Raw genomic sequence first — 21,234 nt, 5'->3', positions numbered from 1 at the left:
ATTCTCCGAAGTTCGGGCCTGCTCACGCGCTCGCGACAACTGCCTGTTGCCGGACCGGCGGCCAACCGGAATCAGTCGATGTCGCAAGCCGGTTCAGCAACTGTTTCAGCACCCAGACCTCGTTTTCGTCGAGAAGCGCAAGGCAGTCGGCTTCGGCAGCCTTCAGCATGGCGACGATCTCCATCATCGCCTTGCGTCCCGCGCCCGTCAGATGCGCACGCCGTGGGGCTGTCCCGTCGATCTCGATCAACCCTTCGGCCTCGAGCTTTGCCATCGTCTCGTCGGTAATCTCGTCTCCGCGCGAGCGACCGATCTCGCTGATGGTGTCGAGTGTCCTGCCATCCTCATGGCCGAGCAGCGTCAGCACGGCATAGTCCGCGCCGCTCCATCCGCGCCGCCGGCGTTCGACCACCGCGTCGTTGCGGATTTGATAGAAGACCCGTGAGATCTGGTAGATGAAATCATCGGGCGAAAGACTGCTTTCCGTTTTCTCAAACGAGGTGTTTTCGCCCGCGTGGCGAATGAGCCGGCCGTATTGCCCGCCATGGAAGACCAGCGGCGGTGTGCTCGAATGCTCGAACCCGGTGATCTCGCCCACGAAAATGATATGGTCCCCGCCTTCATACTGATGGGCGGTCCGGCATTCGAAACGGGCAGCGCAGTCTTTGAGCAGCGGAATGTCGCCGTCTCCCCTCTCCACGGTCAGCCCCTCGAACTTGTCTTCCTTCTTGCTGGCGAAAAGACCGGAGATGTCGCTCTGTTCGGCTGACAGGATGTGAACTGCGAAATGGCCCGCCTGCCGGAAATCGTCGAAGCTCGAGGATGTCTTGGCAAGGCTCCAGAGGATCATCGGCGGATCGAGCGACACCGAACTGAAGCTGTTTGCTGTGCGTCCGATATCCTGCCCGCCCGCGGATCGGGTGGTGACGACGGTCACGCCGGTCGCGAAGGATCCAAGCGCGTTACGCAGAATGCGGGGGTCGTTGGACATGGTGATTGCTCCCTGTCTTATTGATGGTGATGAATGGTCTTTGCGGATGATGCCGGTTGGGGCAGCGAGCCGCTCTGTTCGTCTTCGAGATCGGCACCGGCCGCCTCGCGCAACGGAATGATCGTGACGACCGACAGGCAGGCGGCGGCGATGATGTAGCAGGCAAGCGGTATCCAGCTTCCCGACCAGGCCCAGAGCGCGGCTGCGATCATCGGCGTCGGTCCGCTCCAGAGCACGGTTGCGAACTGATAGGCGACGGACACGCCGCTATAGCGGACCGACGCCCCATACTGCTCGGCGAAAAGGCTGGGCTGGGTGGATTGCGTCGTGGCCTGCCCGAAGATGATGGACAGGGTCATCGCAGCGGTGATCCAGAATACGCTCGCCGTATCCATGAGAAGAAAGAACGGCACGATGAAGAGGCCGTTGAAGATCATGCCCCCCATGAACACCCGCTTGCGGCCGATCCGGTCGGAAAGTCCGGCAAACAGGGGCTGGGCGATAAAGCAGAAGACGGCTGCGATCATCAGCGAATTAAGCGCCGTCGCCCGGTCGATGCCGACGACCGTCGTCAGATAGACCAGCGAATACACCGCCACGATATAGAAACTGGTGTTTTCCGCGGCCTGACAGGCGACCAGAAGCGCTGTCTTCTTGCCATGCTTGCCCAGCACGTCCACGATCGGCAGGCGCTGGCGTTCGCCACCGGATTTCAGCTTCTGAAAGCTCGGTGATTCCGCGAGGCGCCGGCGAAGGAAGATGCCGAAGACCAGAAGGATACCGCTGAACAGGAAGGGCAAGCGCCATCCCCAGGCCATGAACTGCTCGGGCGTCGTCAACCCGCCGACAAGCGCCATCACGCCGGACGAAAGAAGAAGAGCCGCCGGAATGCCCATCTGCGGCCAGCTGCCGAAAAAGCCGCGCGTCTCGTTGGGCGCGTGTTCGACGACCATCAGGGTCGCTCCACCCCATTCGCCGCCAACCGCAAAGCCCTGCAGGAAGCGAAGCACGGTAAGCAGGATCGGCGCCCCGACGCCGAGGACTGCATAGGTCGGGATAAGACCGATCAGAAATGTGATTCCGCCCATCATGGTGAGGCTGAGGATCAGCATCGCCTTGCGGCCGATCCGGTCACCGAAATGGCCGAACACGATGCCTCCGAGAGGCCGGGCAATGAACCCGATGGCGAAGGTCGCGAAGGCCGCGATCATACCTGTGACCGGGTCGAATTCCGGAAAGAACAGTTTGTTGAAGACGAGTGCCGTGGCAGTACCGAAAATGAAGAAATCGTACCATTCCAGGGTCGACCCGATAAAGCTCGCCAGTGCGACCTTGCGGATGTCGGATGTTTGCGTGGCCATGAAGCTCCTCCCCGAGCTGTTATTGGCAATCGCATGGGTCTCCCTCAAGCCTCCAGCGGAAGACCCATGCGCAGGTCGTGGTTAGTTTTCGAGCGGGATGTCGACATCCAGCAGGGGGGCGTGCTGTTGCGCACCGTAGACGTCGGTATCGCCGATATCGCCGGCGGGAATCGCTCGCGGGAACGTCGCCTTGAACGCGGCGGCGGTATCGTAGGGCGTGAACAGAACGTCTTCTTCCTTGACGCCGTAGAGCCTGGAGAAAAGGGCCGCATTGAGCGTTCCCGTCGCCTTCACGCGGCGGTAGAGGTCGTGATCCTCGAACAGGACGTCGATCGTGACGTTGAAAGGACCGGCATTCTTGCTCTTGCAGATCTGGGCGATGTCTCTGATGAGGGCCATGTCACACCTTCTCGTATTCGATGGGGAACAGGGCGCAGGGATCGCTGACTTCGACCGTATGGAAGATGCTGAAGCGATACATCGGGCCCATGTCGATATCCGATGGACTGAACGGGAACGCCATGTTGCCTTCCTTGCACAGACGTCCGGGGAAATCCGCATGCAGCATCGAGGTGCGCGCCATGGCGATGACCGCATTGGCGACATCCGCCGTCTTGGCGACAACCTCGATCACGAAGCCGAGTTCGTGGCTGGTGATCTGCTTGACCGGCTCCCAGCCGCCCATGACGCCGTCCTTGCCGTAGCAATGGATGATCATCCGGTAATCGTCGCGCGGAACGCCGAAGGATTCGGCCTTCACGGCAACCTTCTCGCGGTGGGTGGCGAGATAGTCGTCGATCTGCGAGATCAGGATCGGATCGCGCGTGCCGCAGATCGCGATGGACCGGTAACCGGCCATCTCGACGCCTTCGAGCTTGATCGTGTACCGATCGGCCGGCGTCCAGGTCATGCCGTCGATCTTGACGGCACGATCGCTGATCGCCTCGAACCGGCAATCGGTCGTGTCCAAGAGACCACCGGGCTCGACGTGGTGGATCGGGCTCGAATTCTCATGCAGCGCGAAATTCGCGACGGCCAACGGCGTCGAGCGCCGAATCGGGTTCGGCGGCTCGCAGACGACATGGTCGTCGCGAACGCGAAGGAAAATGCAGTCCGGCTCCTTTGGCACGGTCGGCTCGGCGCCGCATTCCAGCATCTTGCCCGCATACCACGACGGTGCCGGCGCCATGCCGGCCCGGATGGCGGGTGCCGCCCACTGCGCCGGATCGCTGCTTCGACCGGCCAGAATGACTTGCGCGCCCTCATCGAGTGCCTTTGCAAACGGCTCCGGCCCCATCATGCCGACGACGCGGGTAGAGTTGTCGATCATCTGCCGGTCGAGCGGCTTCATCTTTGCCAGCGGTTTCGTGAGGCCCTTCTCGGCCCAGCCGGCAAGGTCGCTCTTGCTCTGCTCGGAATGGATCAGCGCCATCTTGAACGACAGCCCCTCCTCCCGCGCAATTTCCCGCACCAGGGCTGCCGTATCCTGCAGATGCGGCTCGCCGCCTGCACCACCGGACGTGCCGATGATGCAGGGAATACCGGCCGCAATGCTGGCTTGCAGCATCAGCCGCAGGTCACGCTTGACCGAAAGGCGCGAGCAGAAGGACGTTCCGGCACCGAGATAGTAGGGCCCCGGATCGGTACTGCCGCCATCGCAACCAATGACATGCGGCTCCCACGACATTCCGATCTTGAGCGATTCCTCGGCATAACCGTAGCCGAGGATGCCGCTCGTCGAGAGCATTCTGAATTCTTTCATCACTCTTCTCCGACTGCTCGCTTATTCCGCCGCCTGGCGCTGGGCGGGATGAACCGGCATGGGAATGCCGAGGTTTTCGCGCAGCGTCGTGCCGGCATAGTCCTTCTGATAGACGCCGCGACGCTGGAGCTCCGGCACCACGTAGCGGACGAAGTCCTCGTAGGCGCCCGGTGTATGGGTGGCCGCAAGCACGAAACCGTCACAGGCTCCTGATGTGAACCACTCTTCCATCTGGTCGGCGACCATGGTCGGCGTCCCGCAGAAGATCGGAAACTCGCCGATCGTGCCGCGGCCCGAATAGTGCACGAAGTCACGCACGGTCGGATTGGGTTTGCCGCTCAGGGAGATGACGCGCTCCTTGAAGCCCGACCATGACAGCTTCTTCAGCTCCTCGTCGGTGAATTCGCTATCCATCGGCTTGCTGGCGAAATCGAAGTTGAGCGCTTCCGACAACAGCACGACGGCATCGATCGGCTTAGCGAGCGCACGGATGTACTCGCGCTTTTCCTCGGCGATTTCCTGGCTCTCGCCGACGCAGACGTAGCAGGCCGGGCAGATCGCCACGTCGTCGGGATCTCGACCGGCGGCAGCGACCTCCTGTTTGACGGCGGCATATTGTTTCTGCCCTGCCTCAAGGGTCGGGTAGACGACAAAGATCAGATCGCCCCACTTGCCGGCGAACTCCCGACCGCGGCCGCTCTGGCCTGCCTGGATCAGCACAGGGCGCCCCTGCGCCGACGGAGGCACCGGCAGCGGACCCTTCGAGCTGAAATACTTGCCCTTGTGATCGAGCCGATGGACCTTCTTCGGATCGGCAAACTGGCCGGTCTCCTTGTCGACGATCAGCGCATCAGGCTCCCAGCTGTTCCAGAGCCCTGTCACCACGTCCAGGAATTCGTCGGCCCGCTCGTAGCGCAGGTCATGCGCAAGATGCTCGACGCGGCCGAAGTTGGCTGCCTCGGAATTGTTGAGCGAGGTCACGACGTTCCACGCAGCACGGCCCTTGGTCATCAGGTCGAGCGTTGCGAACAGGCGCGCCACATGAAAGGGCTCGTAATAGGTGGTCGAATAGGTGATGCCCAGGCCAATATGGCTGGTCGCCATGCCGATCGCCGTGATGATCGAGACCGGATCCATCTTGACGACGCGAACACCGTTCTCGACCGCTTCCTGGTGATCGTCACCGTAGATGTCGGGCATGGCCAGACGGTCGTCGAAAAAGGCGAGATGGAACTTGCCGTCCTCAAGGATGCGTCCGATGCGCTGGAAATATTCGGCCGACAGAAAATCGGTGGCGCCGGCAGGATGCCGCCATGAGCCGGGCGCAATCGAGCAGTTCTGCGCCTGCAGGAAGCCCACCATTTTCATCTGGCGTTTTGAAGTAGACATCGTTCCTCCCGTGTCATCGTCAATCGCAAATATGTGCGCAAACGTTTGCGCACTCCGATCCAATCTCTTCTTGGAGGAGATGTCAAGTTGGGAGCGAATATTTTGTCATGCAGCCCCTCTTTTTCGCATCGGTGCGGATGCGGAGTGGCGCGACAGGGCGCAGCTGTTTTGTTATGAATCGGTATGAACTCAACACTGCCGCCTTCCACACCGCGCCGAGCGACGGTCGTTACCCTGTCAGCACTGGCGGGAGTCGCGCCATCGACGGTGACCCGCGCGCTCAAAGGCGACACGCGGATTTCCCAAAAAATGCGGGACCTGATCATCGGGCTTGCGAAAGAACACGGCTACATGCCGAACGTTCTGGCGCGCACGCTGTCTTCGGGGAAGAGCGGTCTGTACGGACTTGTCCTCGGACCGGCTGAAAACCCGTTCTATACGGAGCTGTTGCACGAAGCGACGCGACAAGCGGAGAAGCTCGGCTTTCGCCTCCTCATCATTCATGCCGGCGGCGGGCCTATCGAGGATACCACTGCGCAGGCGCTGATTCAGTACCAGGTCGATGGCTGCATCATCTCGTCGGCGATATTGTCTTCAAAGGCCGCCGACATCTGCGCCCAGAACAACGTCCCGCTCGTGATGGTCAACCGCGTCGCACTTTCGCACGGATGCTTCGTCACCTGCGATAATCGTGCTGGCGGTGCTGAGATGGCGAAACTTCTGATGTTGCGAGGATGCCGTCGTTTCGGACTGATCTACACCTCCTCCACCAGTTCGACGTCTCGCGAACGCGAGGAAGGATTTGTCGCCGAACTGGAACAGGCCGGTCTGGCACTCTCGCTTCGAATCGACGGCCACTCCAATTACGACGGCGGCTTCGAGGCCGGTCGCGAGATCGCGGCGATCCCGTCGGTGGAGCGCCCGGATGCGATCTTCGCGTTGAGCGACATCATGGCCATGGGCGTCCTCGACGCACTGCGCCTGGCGTCGATCGATGTGCCCGGCGACATCCTGGTTGCAGGCTTCGATGGCGTTGCTGCGTCCGCTCGGCCGATCTACGACCTCACGACAATCCAGCAGCCCCTGCCCCTGATGATCCAGCGGGCCTTTGAACTGCTGCGGGCGCGCACGGTCGATCCGAGCCTGCCGGACGAACTGATCGCCATGCGCGGCAAGCTGATTGTTCGCGGCTCCACCGGCAGGGCATGAAAGAGGGCGCTAAAAGCGCCCTTCCTCGATCCAAAATCCGTGCAGCCTATCCCCCCGCTTTCGGAATATACATCACGATTGCGGGGAAGAAGTAGATGGCAAGCACGGCGAACAGCATGATGACGACGTATGGCAGAGCCCCGTACATCACCTCCTTCAAACTCGATTTCGCCACCGACTGGATCACGAAGAGGTTCATACCCACCGGCGGCGTAATGAGCGCGATCTCGATCATCAGCACGAAGTAGATGCCGAACCAGATCGGATCGATTCCGTGCACGCCGAGCGAAGGGAGGAGCACCGGAAGGACGATCAGGATCATCGCGATCCCCTCCAGGAACAGGCCGAGCAAGAGCAACACCGCGGTGACCGCCAGCATGAACATGCCAGCCGTCTCGATATTGACGGCGATCCACTGGGAGATTTCGTAGGGAATGCGGTAAAGCATGATCGCCTTGCCGAATACGTTTGCCCCCGCAATGATCAGCAGCAGGTTCGCCGTGGTAAGACCCGCGCCGAACACTGCCCCGCGAAAATCTGCAAAAGACACGCCGCGGCGTATGCCGAATACGTAGATCAGGGTCATGACGAGGCCCACAGCTGCCGACTCCGTCGGCGTGAAGACGCCTGCATAGATCCCGACGATCATCGTCAGCGCAATGACCATGGTCGGCAGGGCGCGAAGGCTTGCAGCCATCCGACCACCCGAACCGGATTCATTTTTTTCCGCCTTCGGTGCCGCGCCCATGAACGACTTGACGATGCAGTAGATCAGGAACAGCAAGATCAGGAACAGCCCGGGCCCGACGCCGGCAAGGAACATCGAGGCGGTCGACTGCTCCGCGACCGCCGAATAGATGATCAGCGGAATGGACGGCGGGATGAGAATGCCAAGCGTTGCGCCAGCGGCGAGCGTTCCCATGACAAAGCGACGATCGTAGCCGCGCTTGGTCATCTCGGGAATTGCCACGGTGCCGATCATGGCCGCAACGGCCACGGACGAGCCCGAGATCGCGGCAAAGATGCCGCAGGAGATGATCGTTGCGATCGCGACACCGCCGCGCACGCCGCCGACCCATCGCTGCACCGCGTCGAACAGGTCTTTCGCGACCCCCGCCTTCAGCAGGATATTCGACGTCAAGAGAAACACCGGCACCGCCAGCAGGATGAAATTGTTGACCGAGCCGAGGAATTCCATCGACACGCTGGCGAGCGGCACGTCCTTCATCAGGAGAAGAACGATACCCGTCGTCGAAAGCGCGATACCGACCGGTATGCCCGCAAACAGAAAGACGAAGAGCGCGACTAGTACGATAACGCTTTCCATATCAGATCTCCTCGTGCGCGAGTTCGAGCTTGCGTCGCTGCCCCGTCGCAACAAGCAGGATCAGTTCCAGCGCAGCCTGGGCGAAGAAAAGAAAGAACCCGATCGCGACCGGCAGGTAGAAGAGCCAATAGGGGATGCGCAGGACACTCGCCGTAGCGCGGCCGACTCTCGCCGCGTCGATTGCGGCAACAAGCGCCTCGAAGGAGACGACGGCACAGGCGAGCGCAATGATCGCAAAGCTTATGCCTTCGAGAACGACCTTGGCGCGTTCGCCGACCGCATCGGAGAAAAGCGTGATCGAGATCAACTGCCGGCGCCCCATGCAGGCTGGAAACAGCAGGAATGTTGCCCAGACCATGCCGAGACGTGAGGTCTCCTCGACCCAGTCCGTCGGACTGTTGAAGAAGTATCGCGACGCCACTTCATAGGCGACGATGATACCGATGAAGAGGTAGATCCATGAACTGTATTCACCGATCCTCATGATGGTCGACTCGATTGTGCCGACCCATTTCTTTTCTTGCGGGGGCATGGTGCCGTTCCTCCCAGACGTTCGCGTCTGACCCTCTCAGACGCTGCGCGAATGCGCGTTTCGCCGCGACGGTGGCATTGCGCCCCGCCCTTGTTTTTGGTGTCGTGGTTTTACATTGTGCCGACTCTGTGCGAGGCGGCGCGGCTAGCCAATTGCCGCTACTGAAGCTTTTGCGCTTCGTCGAAAACAGATTTCGCAAGGTCGTTTCCGTTGTCGTAGAACGACTTTGCGACAGGTGCCGTTTCCTCTTTCCACCGGACGATTTCATACGGCGTGAGATCGATGATCTCCATCTTCTTCGCGAGAACCTCGCGCGTATGCTTGGTGGCATCGAAGATGCGATCCATGAGCACCGTCTCGAGTTTCGCGGCCTCCTCCTGGAAGATCGCACGAAGTTCGGTCGGCATTTTTTCGAGAGCTTTTTCGCTCATCAGGGCGAAATGCGTCTCATACATGTGGTCCGTCGCGATGACGTAACGCGAAACCTCGAAAAGGCGGCGCTCCTCGACCGACGGCCATCCCGTCAGCCCGCCATCGACGATACCGCGCTGAAGCGCCAGGAACTGTTCGCTACCGCTGGTGACGACCGGAGCGGCTCCCACGGCCTCGACGAATTCGCTGACGGTAGAGCCGAACGTTCTGATCTTCAGGTTGCGCATATCCGCAGGGACATGAACTTCCTTGTCGCGGGTGATCATCGTGATGAAGCCATAAGGGATCCAGAACATCGCGCGCGACCCGGTCTGGTTGATCCTCTTGTCGAGTATGGTCCTGATCGGGGTTCCGGGCAGCACGGCGCGATCGAGCTTTTCGCGCGTATCGAAAAAGAATGGCACGGCGAACACGTTGAGAGCGGGCACGGTGCCGGCAAGGATGGATGCAGAGGCAACGCCTATATCGATCGTGCCGTTTGCAACCGCCTCGTCCATGTGCTGGTCGCTGACGAGTGAACCCGAGTCATAGAACTCGAAGGTAATTTCGCCGTTGGTCCGCTTCGACACGTTGTCTGCGAACTCCTTGATGACGTTGGTGAGGTAGTGATTGTGCGGAACGCTGGTGGCGACGCGAAGGGCCCGCTCGGCGGCGAAACCCTGTCCCGTTCCCATCACAAGAGCTGCCAGAACGACAGCAAGTGTCTTGAGCTTCATCTTATCCCTCCCGGTCAATGCATGCATCCGGTGACTCAGCTGCGACCTCCTTATCGCCGCTGCAGATGCGCAAACGTGTGCACTAACTTTCGCAAATTTGCCCGTCCCGTCAAGTTTTTTTCTGCCGACGCCCGAAATATCCTTCTTCCCTGGTCGTGCAGGATCGTCTTCAGGCACTGCCGCGCACGATCAATTTGCCAGGCAGGATGCTGGTCGTCGTCTCGTCGGGTAGAACGGTCTTGCTGGCCTGTATCAGGCCCACGACCTCGGAGATCATGCGAGTAATCGGCTGCCGGATCGTCGTCAGACGATAGGATCTCCAGCCGGCCATGGGAATGTCGTCAAATCCAACGATCGAAAGATCCTCAGGTGCGGACAGTCCAAGTTCGCGGGCAGCATCTATGGCGGCGAGGGCCATGATGTCGTTGCAGCAGAACAGCGCATCCGGACGGTTTTTCGCTGTCAGCAGTGATAGCACTGCGCCGTAGCTGCCTCGGTAGGTGAACTCCCCGTTTCCCTCGGCAAGCACGGAATGCCCGCTCTCGCGTAATGCTTCGGAAAAGCCTTCCGCCCGGTCACGGTGGGTAGACGTGTTGGAGATCCCGCCGATGAAGCCTATCCGTCGGCGCCCCCTGCCGAGCAGAAACAGTGCCGCATCACGACCGCCTGCGTGATTGTCGCACGCGACCGCATTTACGCGGACATTGCGCTGGATCCGGTTGAGCAGCACCACCCGGATGCCATGCTGCCGGCAGGCGTTGGCCATTCCAGACGTCAGGCTTGCGGAGGTCACGACAAGTGCGCTGGGGCGAGCGGCAAGGATCTGCGGCGTCAGCTGGTCCATGTCCGCCTGCGGCGGGATAGCATAGACGAGCAATTGTCTCCCGACCGCCTGCAGTGCTTTTGCGAGCGTGTCGAGAACGAGTGGATAGAACGGGTTGGCGAGATCGCCTGCCACCAACGTCACTGTACCGGCGGAGATCACCTCGGCAGTACGGCGCGCCGGACTGCTATAACCCAACTGCGCTGCGACCTGAAGGATACGCTGTCTTTTCAACGGATCGATGGACGACCCCGGCGAAAACGCGCGTGATACCGCGGCGATGGAAACGCCCGCTTCATGAGCGACCTGCTTGGCTGTCGGCTTCAAAACAGACTCCATGAAATTTTTTCACGCAATGATGAAAACTTGCATTCAGCGTCGCTAGCACATTACGCTCGATGTCAAAAGGGAGGTGAGACATGTCAATTCGCTATATGAAACAGGGGAAGGCGGCCGCCGAACGCGCCGAAGATGACGCCAAAGTCAGGACGCTTGTCGAAGCGACGCTCAAGGACATCGAAACCCGAGGCGACGCCGCAGTACGCGACCTGTCGGCGAAATTCGACAACTTCTCTCCGGCCTCGTTTAGACTGACCACGTCCGAGATCGAGGCGGCAATCAACAAGGTGTCGGCTCGCGACATGGACGACATCAGGTTTGCCCAGACTCAGATCCGCAAATTTGCCGAAGCCCAAAGAGCGTCGATGACCGATATCGAAATCGAGACAATGCCGGGGGTCTTCCTCGGCCACCGCAATATTCCGGTCCAGTCGGTCGGTTGCTATGTTCCAGGCGGCAAGTACCCGATGGTCGCGTCGGCGCATATGTCTGTCCTCACGGCCTCGGTGGCGGGAGTTCCCCGCATCGCAGCAGCGGCTCCGGCCCAAAAAGGCGAACCCCACCCCGCCATCGTCGCTGCAATGCATCTCGGCGGGGCTCATGAAATTTATGTCCTCGGCGGCATTCAGGCGATCGGCGCGATGGCGCTCGGGACCGAGACCATTCGCCCCGTCGACATGCTTGTCGGCCCCGGCAACGCGTTTGTTGCGGAAGCAAAGCGCCAGCTCTACGGGCGCGTCGGAATAGATCTCTTTGCCGGCCCGACCGAAACGATGGTCATTGCGGACGAGACTGTGGACGCGGAAATGTGCGCCACAGACCTTCTGGGGCAAGCCGAACATGGCTACAATTCCCCGGCGGTTCTCGTGACCAATTCGGAGACGCTGGCGAAAGCGACGATCGCTGAAATCGATCGAATTCTCGGAATCCTGCCAACTGCCGAAACCGCTTCCGTATCCTGGAGCGAGTACGGCGAGATCATCGTCTGCGACACCTACGAGGAGATTCTCAACGTCGCCAACGACATCGCCTCCGAGCACGTGCAGGTTATGACAGACCGGGACGACTGGTTTCTCGAAAACATGCATTCCTACGGTGCGCTCTTCCTCGGCCCACGCACCAACGTTGCCAATGGCGACAAGGTCATCGGCACCAACCATACTTTGCCGACGAAAAAGGCGGGGCGTTATACCGGCGGTCTCTGGGTCGGCAAGTTTCTCAAGACGCATTCCTACCAGCGCGTCACAACGGACAAAGCGGCGGCTGAGATCGGCGCCTATTGCTCGAGGCTGAGCATGCTCGAGGGTTTCGTCGGCCATGCCGAACAGGCGAACTTGCGGGTGAGACGCTATGGCAACCGCGACGTCGCCTATGGCGAAGCAGCCGAATGAGCGGCCTTTTCAATCTTGGCGGAAAGCGGGCGCTCGTCACCGGCGCCAGCCGTGGCATTGGACGCGCGGTCGCCGAAGGCCTTGCCGAGGCGGGTGCCGAAGTAACGCTTTGCGCGCGCTCGCGGACGGAGATCGAGGAGGCCTGCGCTTTGATGTCTACGCGCGGCTGGAGGGCGCGGCCGCTTGTGTGCGATGTCACCGACATTGCCGGCTTCCGCCAGCATGTCGAGGCGCAAGCGCCGTTCGATATCTTTGTCAACAATGCCGGCACCAATCGCCCCAAGCCGCTGACCGAGGTCACTGAAGACGACTACGATGCCGTCTTCGGCCTGAACACGAAGGCTGCAATTTTTGCAGCCCAGTCCGTGACGGCCGTGATGCTGAGGCATGGTAGGCGGGGCACCGTCATCAACATGTCCTCGCAGATGGGCCATGTCGGCGCGGCCAACAGGACACTCTATTGCGGCTCAAAATTTGCGATTGAAGGTTTTACCAAGGCGTTGGCGGTCGAACTTGGACCTGCCGGCATCCGCATCAATACCCTTTGCCCCACCTTTATCGAGACACCCATGACCGCCTCGTATTTCGAGGATGAGGAGTTTCGCCGCGAGACGCTGTCCAAGATCAAGCTAGGTCGCCTGGGGCAGCCGGCAGACGTCGTCGGCGCCGCCATTTTCCTTGCCTCCGACGCGTCGTCCCTGATGACCGGCTCGGCGTTGATGATCGACGGCGGCTGGACGGCGGACTAGTCCGCCACCGCCTGCTTCGCCCGGACGATCCGCATCAGCATTTCATCGCGCCAGGAGCGTCTGGCATCGAGATCCTGCTCTGCGAGCAGTTCGCGACGCTCCGCATCCGCCCGTGTCACCGCATCCGGCGCCCAGCCTCGGTCTGCCCTGCGCTGATCGGCAAATCCGGCATACATCGGCCCGAGCCGTTCGGCATAATCTGCAAGCCCCTTCGGCGCGTTGAGATCGATGGTCTCGAACGGTCCCATGAACGACCAGCGCAACCCAAGCCCGTCGCGCACCGTGCGATCGATGTCTTCGGCCGTAGCATACCCTTCCGCAAACAGTGCAAACGCTTCGTCCAGCAGGGCGCCCTGCAACCTGTTCAGCACGAAGCCGGGAATTTCGCGCGACAGCGACACGGCTGACTGCCCCACATCCTCCATCAGGCGCCGGACACGGCTCGCTGCCTGTGGCGCAGTCCAGGGCGTCGGGACGATTTCGACCAGCGGCACGAGATGCGGAGGATTGACGGGATGCACCACCATCAACCGCTCCCGGTTGCCACACTCCTCATAGAACGCCGACCCGGGAAATCCTGAGGTGGAACTGCCGACGATGGCATGGGCGGGAAGCACCGCATCGATCGCAAGACTGACCTCGCGCTTCACATCGATCCGCTCGAACGCCGACTCCTGTACGTAGTCGCAGCCCGACACAGCCTCGCTGAGGCTCCGCGCAAAACGGATGCGCGACAAAACCAAAGACACGTCGCCGCAAAGCCCCCCGGCCGCAAGATCGCCGACGGCCTTGTCGATCTGCGCGCCGATGACAGCCTCGGCGTTTTCGCGGGCATCATAGACGGTGACGTCCATGCCGGCTCGCGCGAAGACAATCGCCCAGCCCTGCCCCACCAGACCTGCGCCGACGATGGCAACGTTCCTGATCGCATTCATGTCCTGGATCTCCCCTTGTGAGCTGCAGTCAAAGGCAGCGCCTCCACGCTGGCTGGGTGAGCAAGCAGCAAGGCAGCCCGAGGGTCAATCGCCGATCATTCAAGTGAAAATCTTTCACGAAGGAAGGCGTCCCACCGTCGTCGTATCGGCTTTTGGCAGTGGACGAGGCAGGCGGTTGCTCCCGGACTGATATCCCGAAGCAGCGTCACCGCCCCGGGGTTACTTCATTCCAGAACCGAACTTTTCCGAAGGCATTTCTGCAATCTCGGTGCTAGTGCGTCCTTGACGGCGAAGAGCCTGTCTCGCCGTAAACAGAGAAATCCTTGGACAGCCCACCTCATGCAGAGATGCGATGCCGGAGGACCGCTCCGACGAATTCGCTAGCGTGACGCCGAACAGCATTGAAAGCCTTCCAACCACGCGAGGAATTCGGACGGTTGTGTCAGTGCGCTGAAAGGACAGTGGCCAACATCGCGGTTTGCCTTCGCGGCGAGGGTTCCCTGATGGAAAGCCAACAGAAGTTGCTCCTTATCGACTCCAAGGTTTCCATCCTGTTCTTCGCGGACTGAGAAGTCATCGAAGACACTTTTGCATCGCGTAGCGAGCATGAGTCCATGCCTCCCATTGTTAAGTTGGATGTCAAACTAGTCATCGGGCCTGAATGGTGACTGAATACCAGCTCCCGCAATTTCACACGACCAGAAGTTCCAAGGGCGCGCGACCACTGTGTTGGACGCAGTTTGTGTGGCGGTAATTTCTGATTGGAAGCCCGCCAAACGGCGTCAGGCCGCGCGTGAATTGTCGATGGGTGTTGTCCAGGCAAAGGCTGGTAGGCAGGTCGCGCATGCCAGTTAACCCAGCGGATTTGTCTGGAGAATGCCTGCGATAAGGCTTATCCCTCAGCCGCTCTTCGCACTCGTTGGTAGGAGGATGCCTGGGGAAGTCGTGCCGCTGTTTCGCCATTTAACGCAGACGTAACCACCTTACTTACCCGTGCTTTAATAGCCTCTGTTTTACCATCACGTAAAATAAGAGATGACGGTTGCGGGATGAAGATACAGTTTCAGAGTCAGTGGTTTCTACGATGGTGCCTGCCGGCTCTCGTTTCTTTGGTCGTCTGTGGTCTGCTTTTACTGAGTTTGAGTTGGGCGGCTGCTACAAGCGATGAGGTGGCCGCGGCAAGGCAGCGCGATCTCATGAAACTTACGGTCGCGAAACTGACGGCTGGCATTGCGCATGACCAGGAAAGCGCGACTGTCTGGGACGACGCCGTGAGGCATGCAACCAGTGGCGACCTGAAATGGATCGAGACGAACCTCGGTTCATGGATGCACAGCTATTTTGGGCATGATGGCGCCTTGGTCCTTCGACCGGACCTCTCTGTGCAATATCTGTTTTCATCCGAGACAGACTATTCCCCTACCCCAGATGATCTCCGCAACGCCTACTTGCCGCTCGCTAAAAAGCTTCAAGCGCGTCTACTTGCCGAAGATACCGAGGGTATCAGCGAACGGACGCTTTCGATTGGCGAAGCTGATCTGAGCTATGTCGGATTTCGACCTGCAATTGTCAGCATAAAGCCAATCGTTTCAGACACCGGTGATCTGGAACAGACGCCGGGCGAGGAAATGCTGCATGTGAGCATACGCTTTCTCGACGGCGATCTTCCTCTGGCCATCGGTACCGAATATGAGTTCGCCAAACTGGAGTTCACCTCCAAGCGACCTCGGGAACGGAATGTTGCGTACGTACCCTTGGTCGCACGAGACGGGCAAGTCTTCGGATACTTCCGTTGGAACCCATTCCAACCCGGACAATATGTATTCGAAGCCACTGCCCCAGCCCTTTTCATCGCGTTTATCGCACTTTTCGCTGGGACCAGTTTTTCTGGAGGTGCAATCTGGCGCCGCTCCGAGCGGCTGGCTGCGAGCCGCGCAGAACTGAAACATCAAGCCTCCCACGATGCCCTGACCGGGCTTGCAAACCGCGCTTACTTCAACGAGCAACTCAATCGTCAACTATCGAGCGGGCACGCCGAGGCTCTCCACTGTGTGTTGTTCGTTGATCTTGATCGCTTCAAGGCTGTCAACGATACGTTCGGTCACCCGGTTGGCGACAAGCTGATCTGCTTGGCAGCAAACCGGATGCGCGATCTCCTGCCGCAAGCTCTTCTGGCGCGGGTGGGAGGCGATGAATTCACCATTCTGCTGGGAGGAAATGATGCCAGGAATGCTGAAGATCTCGCATCGAAGATTGTGCAGTCACTGCGGGCACCGTTCGAAATCGGAACGACGCATGTCGTCATTGGCGCAAGCGTCGGAGCAGCTCTAGCAACAGGCCCATGTGACCCAATCGAACTGACGCGCCAGGCTGATATCGCGCTTTATCATGCCAAAGCAGCCGGCAGGAATACCCATGCGGTGTTTGGTGAACATATGGACGAACTGCTACGCAGGCGCAGGGCGTTGGAAAGCGATCTCCGTTTTGCAGTCGAGACCAGGACCCAGCTCGAGACTTTTTATCAACCAGTCTTCAATGCGACCGACGGAAGCATTTGTTCTCTCGAAGCGCTTGCTCGGTGGAAGCACCCGACGATGGGCTACATAAGTCCCGACCAGTTCATTCCTCTGGCGGAGGACATCGGGTTGATCAACGACATCGGCGCCCTTGTGCTGGACAATGCATGCAGAACTCTCGCTGATCTTCCCGGCATCTCTATTGCGATCAACGCTTCGCCGCTTGAGCTTAGTTCTCCCGGCTACAGTCTGCGGGTTTTGACGACCCTCGCAAACATGAACGTAAGCCCCGAGAGGCTTGAGATCGAGATGACCGAAACTGCAACTGCGGATAACACAATCGACCTGAAGCGAACCATAGCCATGCTGCGAAAAGCAGGCGTCCGGTTTGCCATAGATGACTTTGGAACCGGGTATTCTTCATTCTCGCGCGTGCAGAATATCGAGGTGGATCGCATCAAAATCGATAGGTCGTTTATCGGCGAAATGCACCAAAGCGGCAGCAGAGCCTTTGTTGTTGCGATGATTGGCATGGCCAGAGCGAAAGGGCTCAAGATAACGGCTGAAGGCGTTGAGACAATCGAGCAGCGTGCCGAACTTGAACGGCTTGGATGCGACGATCTTCAGGGCTTTCTGATGTCGCGACCTCTTCCTCGCCAGGACGTTGCAGCATACGTCTCCCGGATGGCTCGAACCTGAAGGGGACAGGTTACGCTGGGGCTTTGCATTCTGATGCCATGCCCCGGCAGGAAGACCCCACGCGCAGACTTAAACGCATGCGTCCACCGCTGCGTCATCGTAACGGAACTTGCTTGGCGTCGTTTCGGACGCGCTTACGGCCATCACGCGTTTAGCAGTACCGCGCTGCTGCTGCGTTGTCATTTGAGCGTGTAGGGACTGCGCGCCAGTTCCCCCTGGCCGAAGACAACGGCATCCATTATCTGAAGATATCGGTCAACGCGCTGTCGGCGCCAAGGAAACGACCCATGTCTGATCTCAGCTTTATCTGGCCGCTGTCCGGCGGCCTTCTGATTGGCCTTTCCGCCGCGATCTACCTGCTGCTGAACGGTCGGATAGCCGGAATTTCCGGTCTGGCCGCATCTGCTGTCGGATGGACAGGCAGTGGAATCAGTCCGCTCGGGGTCGGTTTTCTGGTTGGCATACTCGGTGGAGCTGCCGCCGCCTTTACCTTGTTACGGCACGCAGAGTTCGCGATCACCGCCTCGCCTCCCCTTCTTGTGGTAGGCGGGCTCCTGGTCGGCTTCGGGACGCGGCTTGGTTCCGGCTGCACCAGCGGCCACGGTGTTTGCGGACTGGCACGCCTATCGCCCCGGTCCATCGTCGCGACGGCAACATTCATGATCGTGGCGGCAGCAACCGTCTTCATAACCCGGCATCTGATCGGAGTGGCATGATGACCCAGCGCATGCTCGTCTCCATCGCCTGCGGAATTCTGTTCGGCATTGGCCTTGTCGTGTCCGACATGGTCAATCCCGCCCGTGTTCTGGCGTTCCTCGATGTGACCGGTAACTGGGATCCGTCGCTTGCTTTGGTGATGGGCGGGGCACTGATCCCGTCATCAATTGCCTATGCGATCCGGCGTCGTTGCAGCAGACCGGTCTTCGAAACCCAGTTCCATGTGCCGACGAGCCGCATGATCGACCGTCCACTTGTCGCAGGCGCTGCACTGTTTGGTCTCGGCTGGGGCCTCGTCGGTCTATGCCCGGGTCCCGCAATCGCCTCTCTCGTTACAGGCCGCTGGGAAGCAGCACTGTTCGTCGCGGCCATGCTTGCCGGTATGTTTGTCCATCGCATGGTGTCGTCCCGACAGACTGTGGCAGCGCGGTCCTGATGAGACGGAGAAGGTAACTTCCGCAACCTCGATGGCATTCGAACCACCATCCCATGAACCATTGAAGGCAGTATAAGGGGTTCTTTACTCCCGCATTGTCGAGCATAGCATTTACCAGAAGCCAGTTTAGCTTCGCCCTCTCGTCCGGCCCGCGGCGCGGCCTTTTCCCGCCCACTCCGACAACACAATCATCATGCTCCAGAGACTGACGAGATCTCAGTTAAGCAGTCATTAACCATCTTGAGACGTATATTAGAATTGCTTGAAATGCTTCGGCTTGGAAAGTAGTCGAGCGACGGTGGTTTGTCTTTGCAGGTCCGTCTGGACCTGCGGGCTTGGGGGATACGATGAGCATGCTTTCCCGTGTTGTCCGGACGGCGATATTTGTGCCGCTCGCCTTCAGCGTTGCGTCTTGCGCGCAGACGCAGACGCGGGCGCGGACGACATCGGTCGACAGTATCGCGACCGCATCAGTCCCGAGCTCTCGGCCCGCAGTGAAGGACCGGAACACGAATTTGACCATGCAGGCGGCCGTCCGGCGGGCGGTCGACTATCAGCCATCGATCATGCAGGCGGCGGGCGAACTCAACCAGCAAGGCGCGGCGATCCGGGATGCACGATCGGGATATTTTCCGTCGATCGGGGGCGGGATCGATGTCGGCAGGCGCAGCGCTTTCGGGAACGGTTTTCAGCCGGCAGCGACTGTGACCGCGTCGCAGATGATCTACGACTTCGGGAAAGTCTCCAGTCAGGTCGCCAGTGCCACGGCGACAGAAGAAACCCGGCGCGCCGAGTTCATTGCCGTGGTCGACAACGTGATCAGGGACACCGCGCTTGCGTCCCTCGAAACCCTGAGAAACCGCAGTCTGGCGGTTGTCGCGTCCGATCAGGTGCGCGACACGAAGGAAATCCTCGAGCTCGTCAACGCGCGAACGGAACAGGGAGCCAGCACGAGATCGGACAAGCTTCAGGCCGAAGCGCGGGTGCAGATGGCCCAGACCACGGCACTGGAGATCAGGTCTCAGTCGGAGCGCTGGCAGGGCAGCATGGCGTCGCTGTTGGGTATGTCCGGGAAGATCAATCTCGGAGCGAGTATTCCCTCAGACCTCCCCAATGCCTGCTCTGCCAAAGAGCCCGATTGGGATACGGTGCCGAGCGTCCGGGCAGCGGCATCGAAGAAGACGGCCGCCGAGGCCAACCTGCGGTTCAGCAAGGCCGATGTCCTGCCCACCCTGGCGCTTGAAGGCGGTAGCAGCATGGATCTGCTCGGAAATTCACCAGGCAGCCCGGACTATACGATCGGTCTGAAACTGACCGGCAAGCTTTACAATGGCGGCTCCTATAAGGCCCGGAGCGAAGCTGGCCAGTTCGCGGTTCAGTCCGCTGAGGCCGGCATCGCCAGTGCCAGGACAGGCGCGCAGCGGAGCTGGATGGAATCGCGCACGCAGCTGTCTGGAATGCGCGCTTTGCTCACGACACTCGCCTCGCGACAGACGCTGATGCGCGAAACCCGAGATCTTTATCAGAGGCAGTTCCTCGACCTGGGAACGCGGACTCTCCTCGATGTCTTGAATGCCGATCAGGAGCTACATGCCGCACGTTTCGACGCAATCAACATCCAGTTCGATGTCCATAAGCTGAATATCGAGTGTGCCTCCGCGGCAGGGCGCTTGCGGGACATCTTCAAGCTCGAAAAGAAGCCGGGCACGGCCGCGACCGTCCTAAACGGCGGCGCCTCCAGGTCGGAGACGCCAATCGAAATGGCGGTCGCGATGCCTGCGCGACAAGCACTGCCGATAGAGGCAGGACCAGCTGCCGCAGAGAATGCCGAACGCGGAGCAGACGTTGAGACCGGACTCAGCGAGGCGCTTGCCGTTTCGCTTCAAGCCTCCAGTATCGGCGCGGACGTTAAGGACAAGCGAAACCGGTTCGAAGAGCTTGCTTTGCGCGGCGCTCTCTAGCCCGCAGGGGTCAAATTCGTTTTTGTCCGCCTTTCATAAACGCAAATACGCTGACCGGCATTAACCCTGCATCAACCGTCCGATGCGAGAATTAGTTATCGCTAATTGATAACGTTCTAAAATTGAGCAAGTCTTATCCCAGAGTTTCTTGGTAGGATTGACAGCAATCGAGACACTGCCGGACCAGCCAGTTCGGTATTCAACATTTTGCCCGGCGCAGACCTTTGACGGTCCGTGTCATCGCATCTCGCTGCCCATCCGCCAGGTCCGTTCAGTTTCGCTGTGACGCTCACGGCCTTAAGAGGATGTATCCATGGTTGCCGTTGTAACGAATATCGCAAGTGGTGAAAGCATTACCGTCGCATCGGGCAACATCTCTGTCCGTGAACCAAGCGTTATTCAGCTTGAGGTCGGCCCGAAAGACATTGCTGCGACCATCCGTGAGGGCGACGATCTCGTCATCCGCCTGCAGAACGGTGAGGCGATCCGAGTTGCCGATTTCTACACCAGCGGCCCTGGTGAAGCACCGAGCAAGCTGGTCCTGGTGGATGAGAACGGGGTCGTCTGGGATGGCAACCACACCGTCGGAGAAGCCGATTTCTCATTCACCGAGTCAGCCGGCGGCGACCAGTTGGTGGGTGGCGCTGAAGGTGGCGGCGATGCATCCATTCTCGGCCTTGCTGCACTCGGCGCGCTTGGAGCTGGAGGAATAGCTCTCGCTTCCGGAGGCGGCGGCGGTGGCGACGACAACGATGACTCGGACGCAGATGCAGACGCGGATGCAGATGCTGACGCCGATGCAGATGCCGACGCGGATGCGGATGCCGACGCGGATGCGGATGCGGATGCTGACGCCGATGCGGATGCCGACGCGGATGCAGACGCCGATGCCGATGCGGATGCCGATGCCGATGCGGATGCCGACGCGGATGCAGACGCCGATGCCGAT

Annotated in this window: 18 protein-coding genes; 8 read left to right on the top strand and 10 right to left on the bottom strand. The window is 59.9% G+C overall.

Features of this window, described 5'->3' with window-relative positions; translation table 11 throughout:
* Positions 1–22 precede the first annotated feature (22 nt).
* The 5 genes from ASF70_RS04580 to ASF70_RS04560 form a co-directional block, all read right to left on the bottom strand.
* Positions 23–991 (bottom strand): flavin reductase, encoded by a 969-nt coding sequence (locus ASF70_RS04580; RefSeq protein WP_062577821.1) that lies wholly within the window; start codon positions 989–991, stop codon positions 23–25.
* A 17-nt stretch (positions 992–1,008) separates the two neighbouring features.
* Complete coding sequence (locus tag ASF70_RS04575) at positions 1,009–2,352, bottom strand: MFS transporter (RefSeq protein ID WP_062577819.1); 1,344 nt, start codon at positions 2,350–2,352, stop codon at positions 1,009–1,011.
* Between the two features lie 81 nt (positions 2,353–2,433).
* Complete coding sequence (locus ASF70_RS04570; protein ID WP_062459166.1) at positions 2,434–2,751, bottom strand: DUF4387 domain-containing protein; 318 nt, start codon at positions 2,749–2,751, stop codon at positions 2,434–2,436.
* Between the two features lies 1 nt (position 2,752).
* Entirely contained in the window at positions 2,753–4,114 is a 1,362-nt protein-coding gene (locus tag ASF70_RS04565; RefSeq protein WP_200943511.1) for an acyclic terpene utilization AtuA family protein, read from the bottom strand.
* 21 nt (positions 4,115–4,135) lie between these two features.
* On the bottom strand, positions 4,136–5,503 hold the full coding sequence (locus ASF70_RS04560; protein WP_082471763.1) for an LLM class flavin-dependent oxidoreductase: 1,368 nt from the start codon (positions 5,501–5,503) through the stop codon (positions 4,136–4,138).
* A 183-nt stretch (positions 5,504–5,686) separates the two neighbouring features.
* Between ASF70_RS04560 and ASF70_RS04555 the strand changes: the two genes are divergently transcribed.
* Positions 5,687–6,712: a LacI family DNA-binding transcriptional regulator gene (locus ASF70_RS04555; protein WP_082471762.1), complete on the top strand. Its 1,026-nt coding sequence runs from the start codon at positions 5,687–5,689 to the stop codon at positions 6,710–6,712.
* A 46-nt stretch (positions 6,713–6,758) separates the two neighbouring features.
* Here ASF70_RS04555 and ASF70_RS04550 read toward each other — a convergent pair whose 3' ends face one another.
* The 4 genes from ASF70_RS04550 to ASF70_RS04535 all read right to left on the bottom strand — a co-directional run bounded on the left by ASF70_RS04550 (position 6,759) and on the right by ASF70_RS04535 (position 10,881).
* Positions 6,759–8,039, bottom strand: a complete 1,281-nt coding sequence (locus ASF70_RS04550; RefSeq protein WP_062459155.1) for a TRAP transporter large permease — start codon at positions 8,037–8,039, stop codon at positions 6,759–6,761.
* 1 nt (position 8,040) lies between these two features.
* A complete protein-coding gene (locus ASF70_RS04545; RefSeq protein ID WP_062577813.1) occupies positions 8,041–8,571 on the bottom strand; it encodes a TRAP transporter small permease in 531 nt (176 codons plus the stop codon).
* Positions 8,572–8,729: 158 nt separating this feature from the next.
* Positions 8,730–9,719: a TRAP transporter substrate-binding protein DctP gene (dctP, locus tag ASF70_RS04540; protein WP_062577811.1), complete on the bottom strand. Its 990-nt coding sequence runs from the start codon at positions 9,717–9,719 to the stop codon at positions 8,730–8,732.
* Positions 9,720–9,888: 169 nt separating this feature from the next.
* On the bottom strand, positions 9,889–10,881 hold the full coding sequence (locus ASF70_RS04535) for a substrate-binding domain-containing protein (protein WP_156461764.1): 993 nt from the start codon (positions 10,879–10,881) through the stop codon (positions 9,889–9,891).
* Positions 10,882–10,961: 80 nt separating this feature from the next.
* Here ASF70_RS04535 and hisD point away from each other — a divergent pair, with 80 nt between their 5' ends.
* Both hisD and ASF70_RS04525 read left to right on the top strand, forming a co-directional pair.
* Positions 10,962–12,272 carry a histidinol dehydrogenase gene (gene hisD, locus ASF70_RS04530; RefSeq protein WP_062577810.1) on the top strand — a complete coding sequence of 437 codons (1,311 nt, stop codon included), beginning with the start codon at positions 10,962–10,964 and terminating at the stop codon, positions 12,270–12,272.
* On the top strand, positions 12,269–13,021 hold the full coding sequence (locus ASF70_RS04525; protein WP_062577808.1) for a glucose 1-dehydrogenase: 753 nt from the start codon (positions 12,269–12,271) through the stop codon (positions 13,019–13,021). Before hisD ends, ASF70_RS04525 begins: the two co-directional genes overlap by 4 nt.
* Here the strand turns inward: ASF70_RS04525 and ASF70_RS04520 are convergent.
* Complete coding sequence (locus ASF70_RS04520) at positions 13,018–13,956, bottom strand: 3-hydroxyacyl-CoA dehydrogenase (protein WP_062577807.1); 939 nt, start codon at positions 13,954–13,956, stop codon at positions 13,018–13,020. The genes ASF70_RS04525 and ASF70_RS04520 overlap by 4 nt on opposite strands.
* Before the next feature lie 1,049 nt (positions 13,957–15,005).
* On the opposite strand from ASF70_RS04520, the gene ASF70_RS04515 reads away from it, so the two are divergent.
* The 5 genes from ASF70_RS04515 to ASF70_RS23515 form a co-directional block, all read left to right on the top strand.
* Complete coding sequence (locus tag ASF70_RS04515) at positions 15,006–17,171, top strand: EAL domain-containing protein (RefSeq protein ID WP_062577805.1); 2,166 nt, start codon at positions 15,006–15,008, stop codon at positions 17,169–17,171.
* A 287-nt stretch (positions 17,172–17,458) separates the two neighbouring features.
* Positions 17,459–17,887 carry a YeeE/YedE thiosulfate transporter family protein gene (locus ASF70_RS04510; RefSeq protein WP_062577803.1) on the top strand — a complete coding sequence of 143 codons (429 nt, stop codon included), beginning with the start codon at positions 17,459–17,461 and terminating at the stop codon, positions 17,885–17,887.
* The gene (locus tag ASF70_RS04505; protein ID WP_062577801.1) at positions 17,887–18,324 is read left to right on the top strand and encodes a YeeE/YedE family protein; all 438 of its coding nucleotides are present in this window, start codon (positions 17,887–17,889) and stop codon (positions 18,322–18,324) included. Before ASF70_RS04510 ends, ASF70_RS04505 begins: the two co-directional genes overlap by 1 nt.
* 521 nt (positions 18,325–18,845) lie before the next feature.
* The gene (locus ASF70_RS04495) at positions 18,846–20,285 is read left to right on the top strand and encodes a TolC family protein (RefSeq protein ID WP_062577797.1); all 1,440 of its coding nucleotides are present in this window, start codon (positions 18,846–18,848) and stop codon (positions 20,283–20,285) included.
* Between the two features lie 313 nt (positions 20,286–20,598).
* The coding region (locus ASF70_RS23515) for a BapA prefix-like domain-containing protein (RefSeq protein WP_082471759.1) at positions 20,599–21,234 on the top strand (636 nt) is incomplete at its 3' end.

The organism is Rhizobium sp. Leaf321, from assembly GCF_001423215.1.
GTDB classification, from domain to species: Bacteria; Pseudomonadota; Alphaproteobacteria; order Rhizobiales; family Rhizobiaceae; genus Neorhizobium; species Neorhizobium soli.
This window is presented reverse-complemented; position numbering and strand designations above follow the sequence as displayed.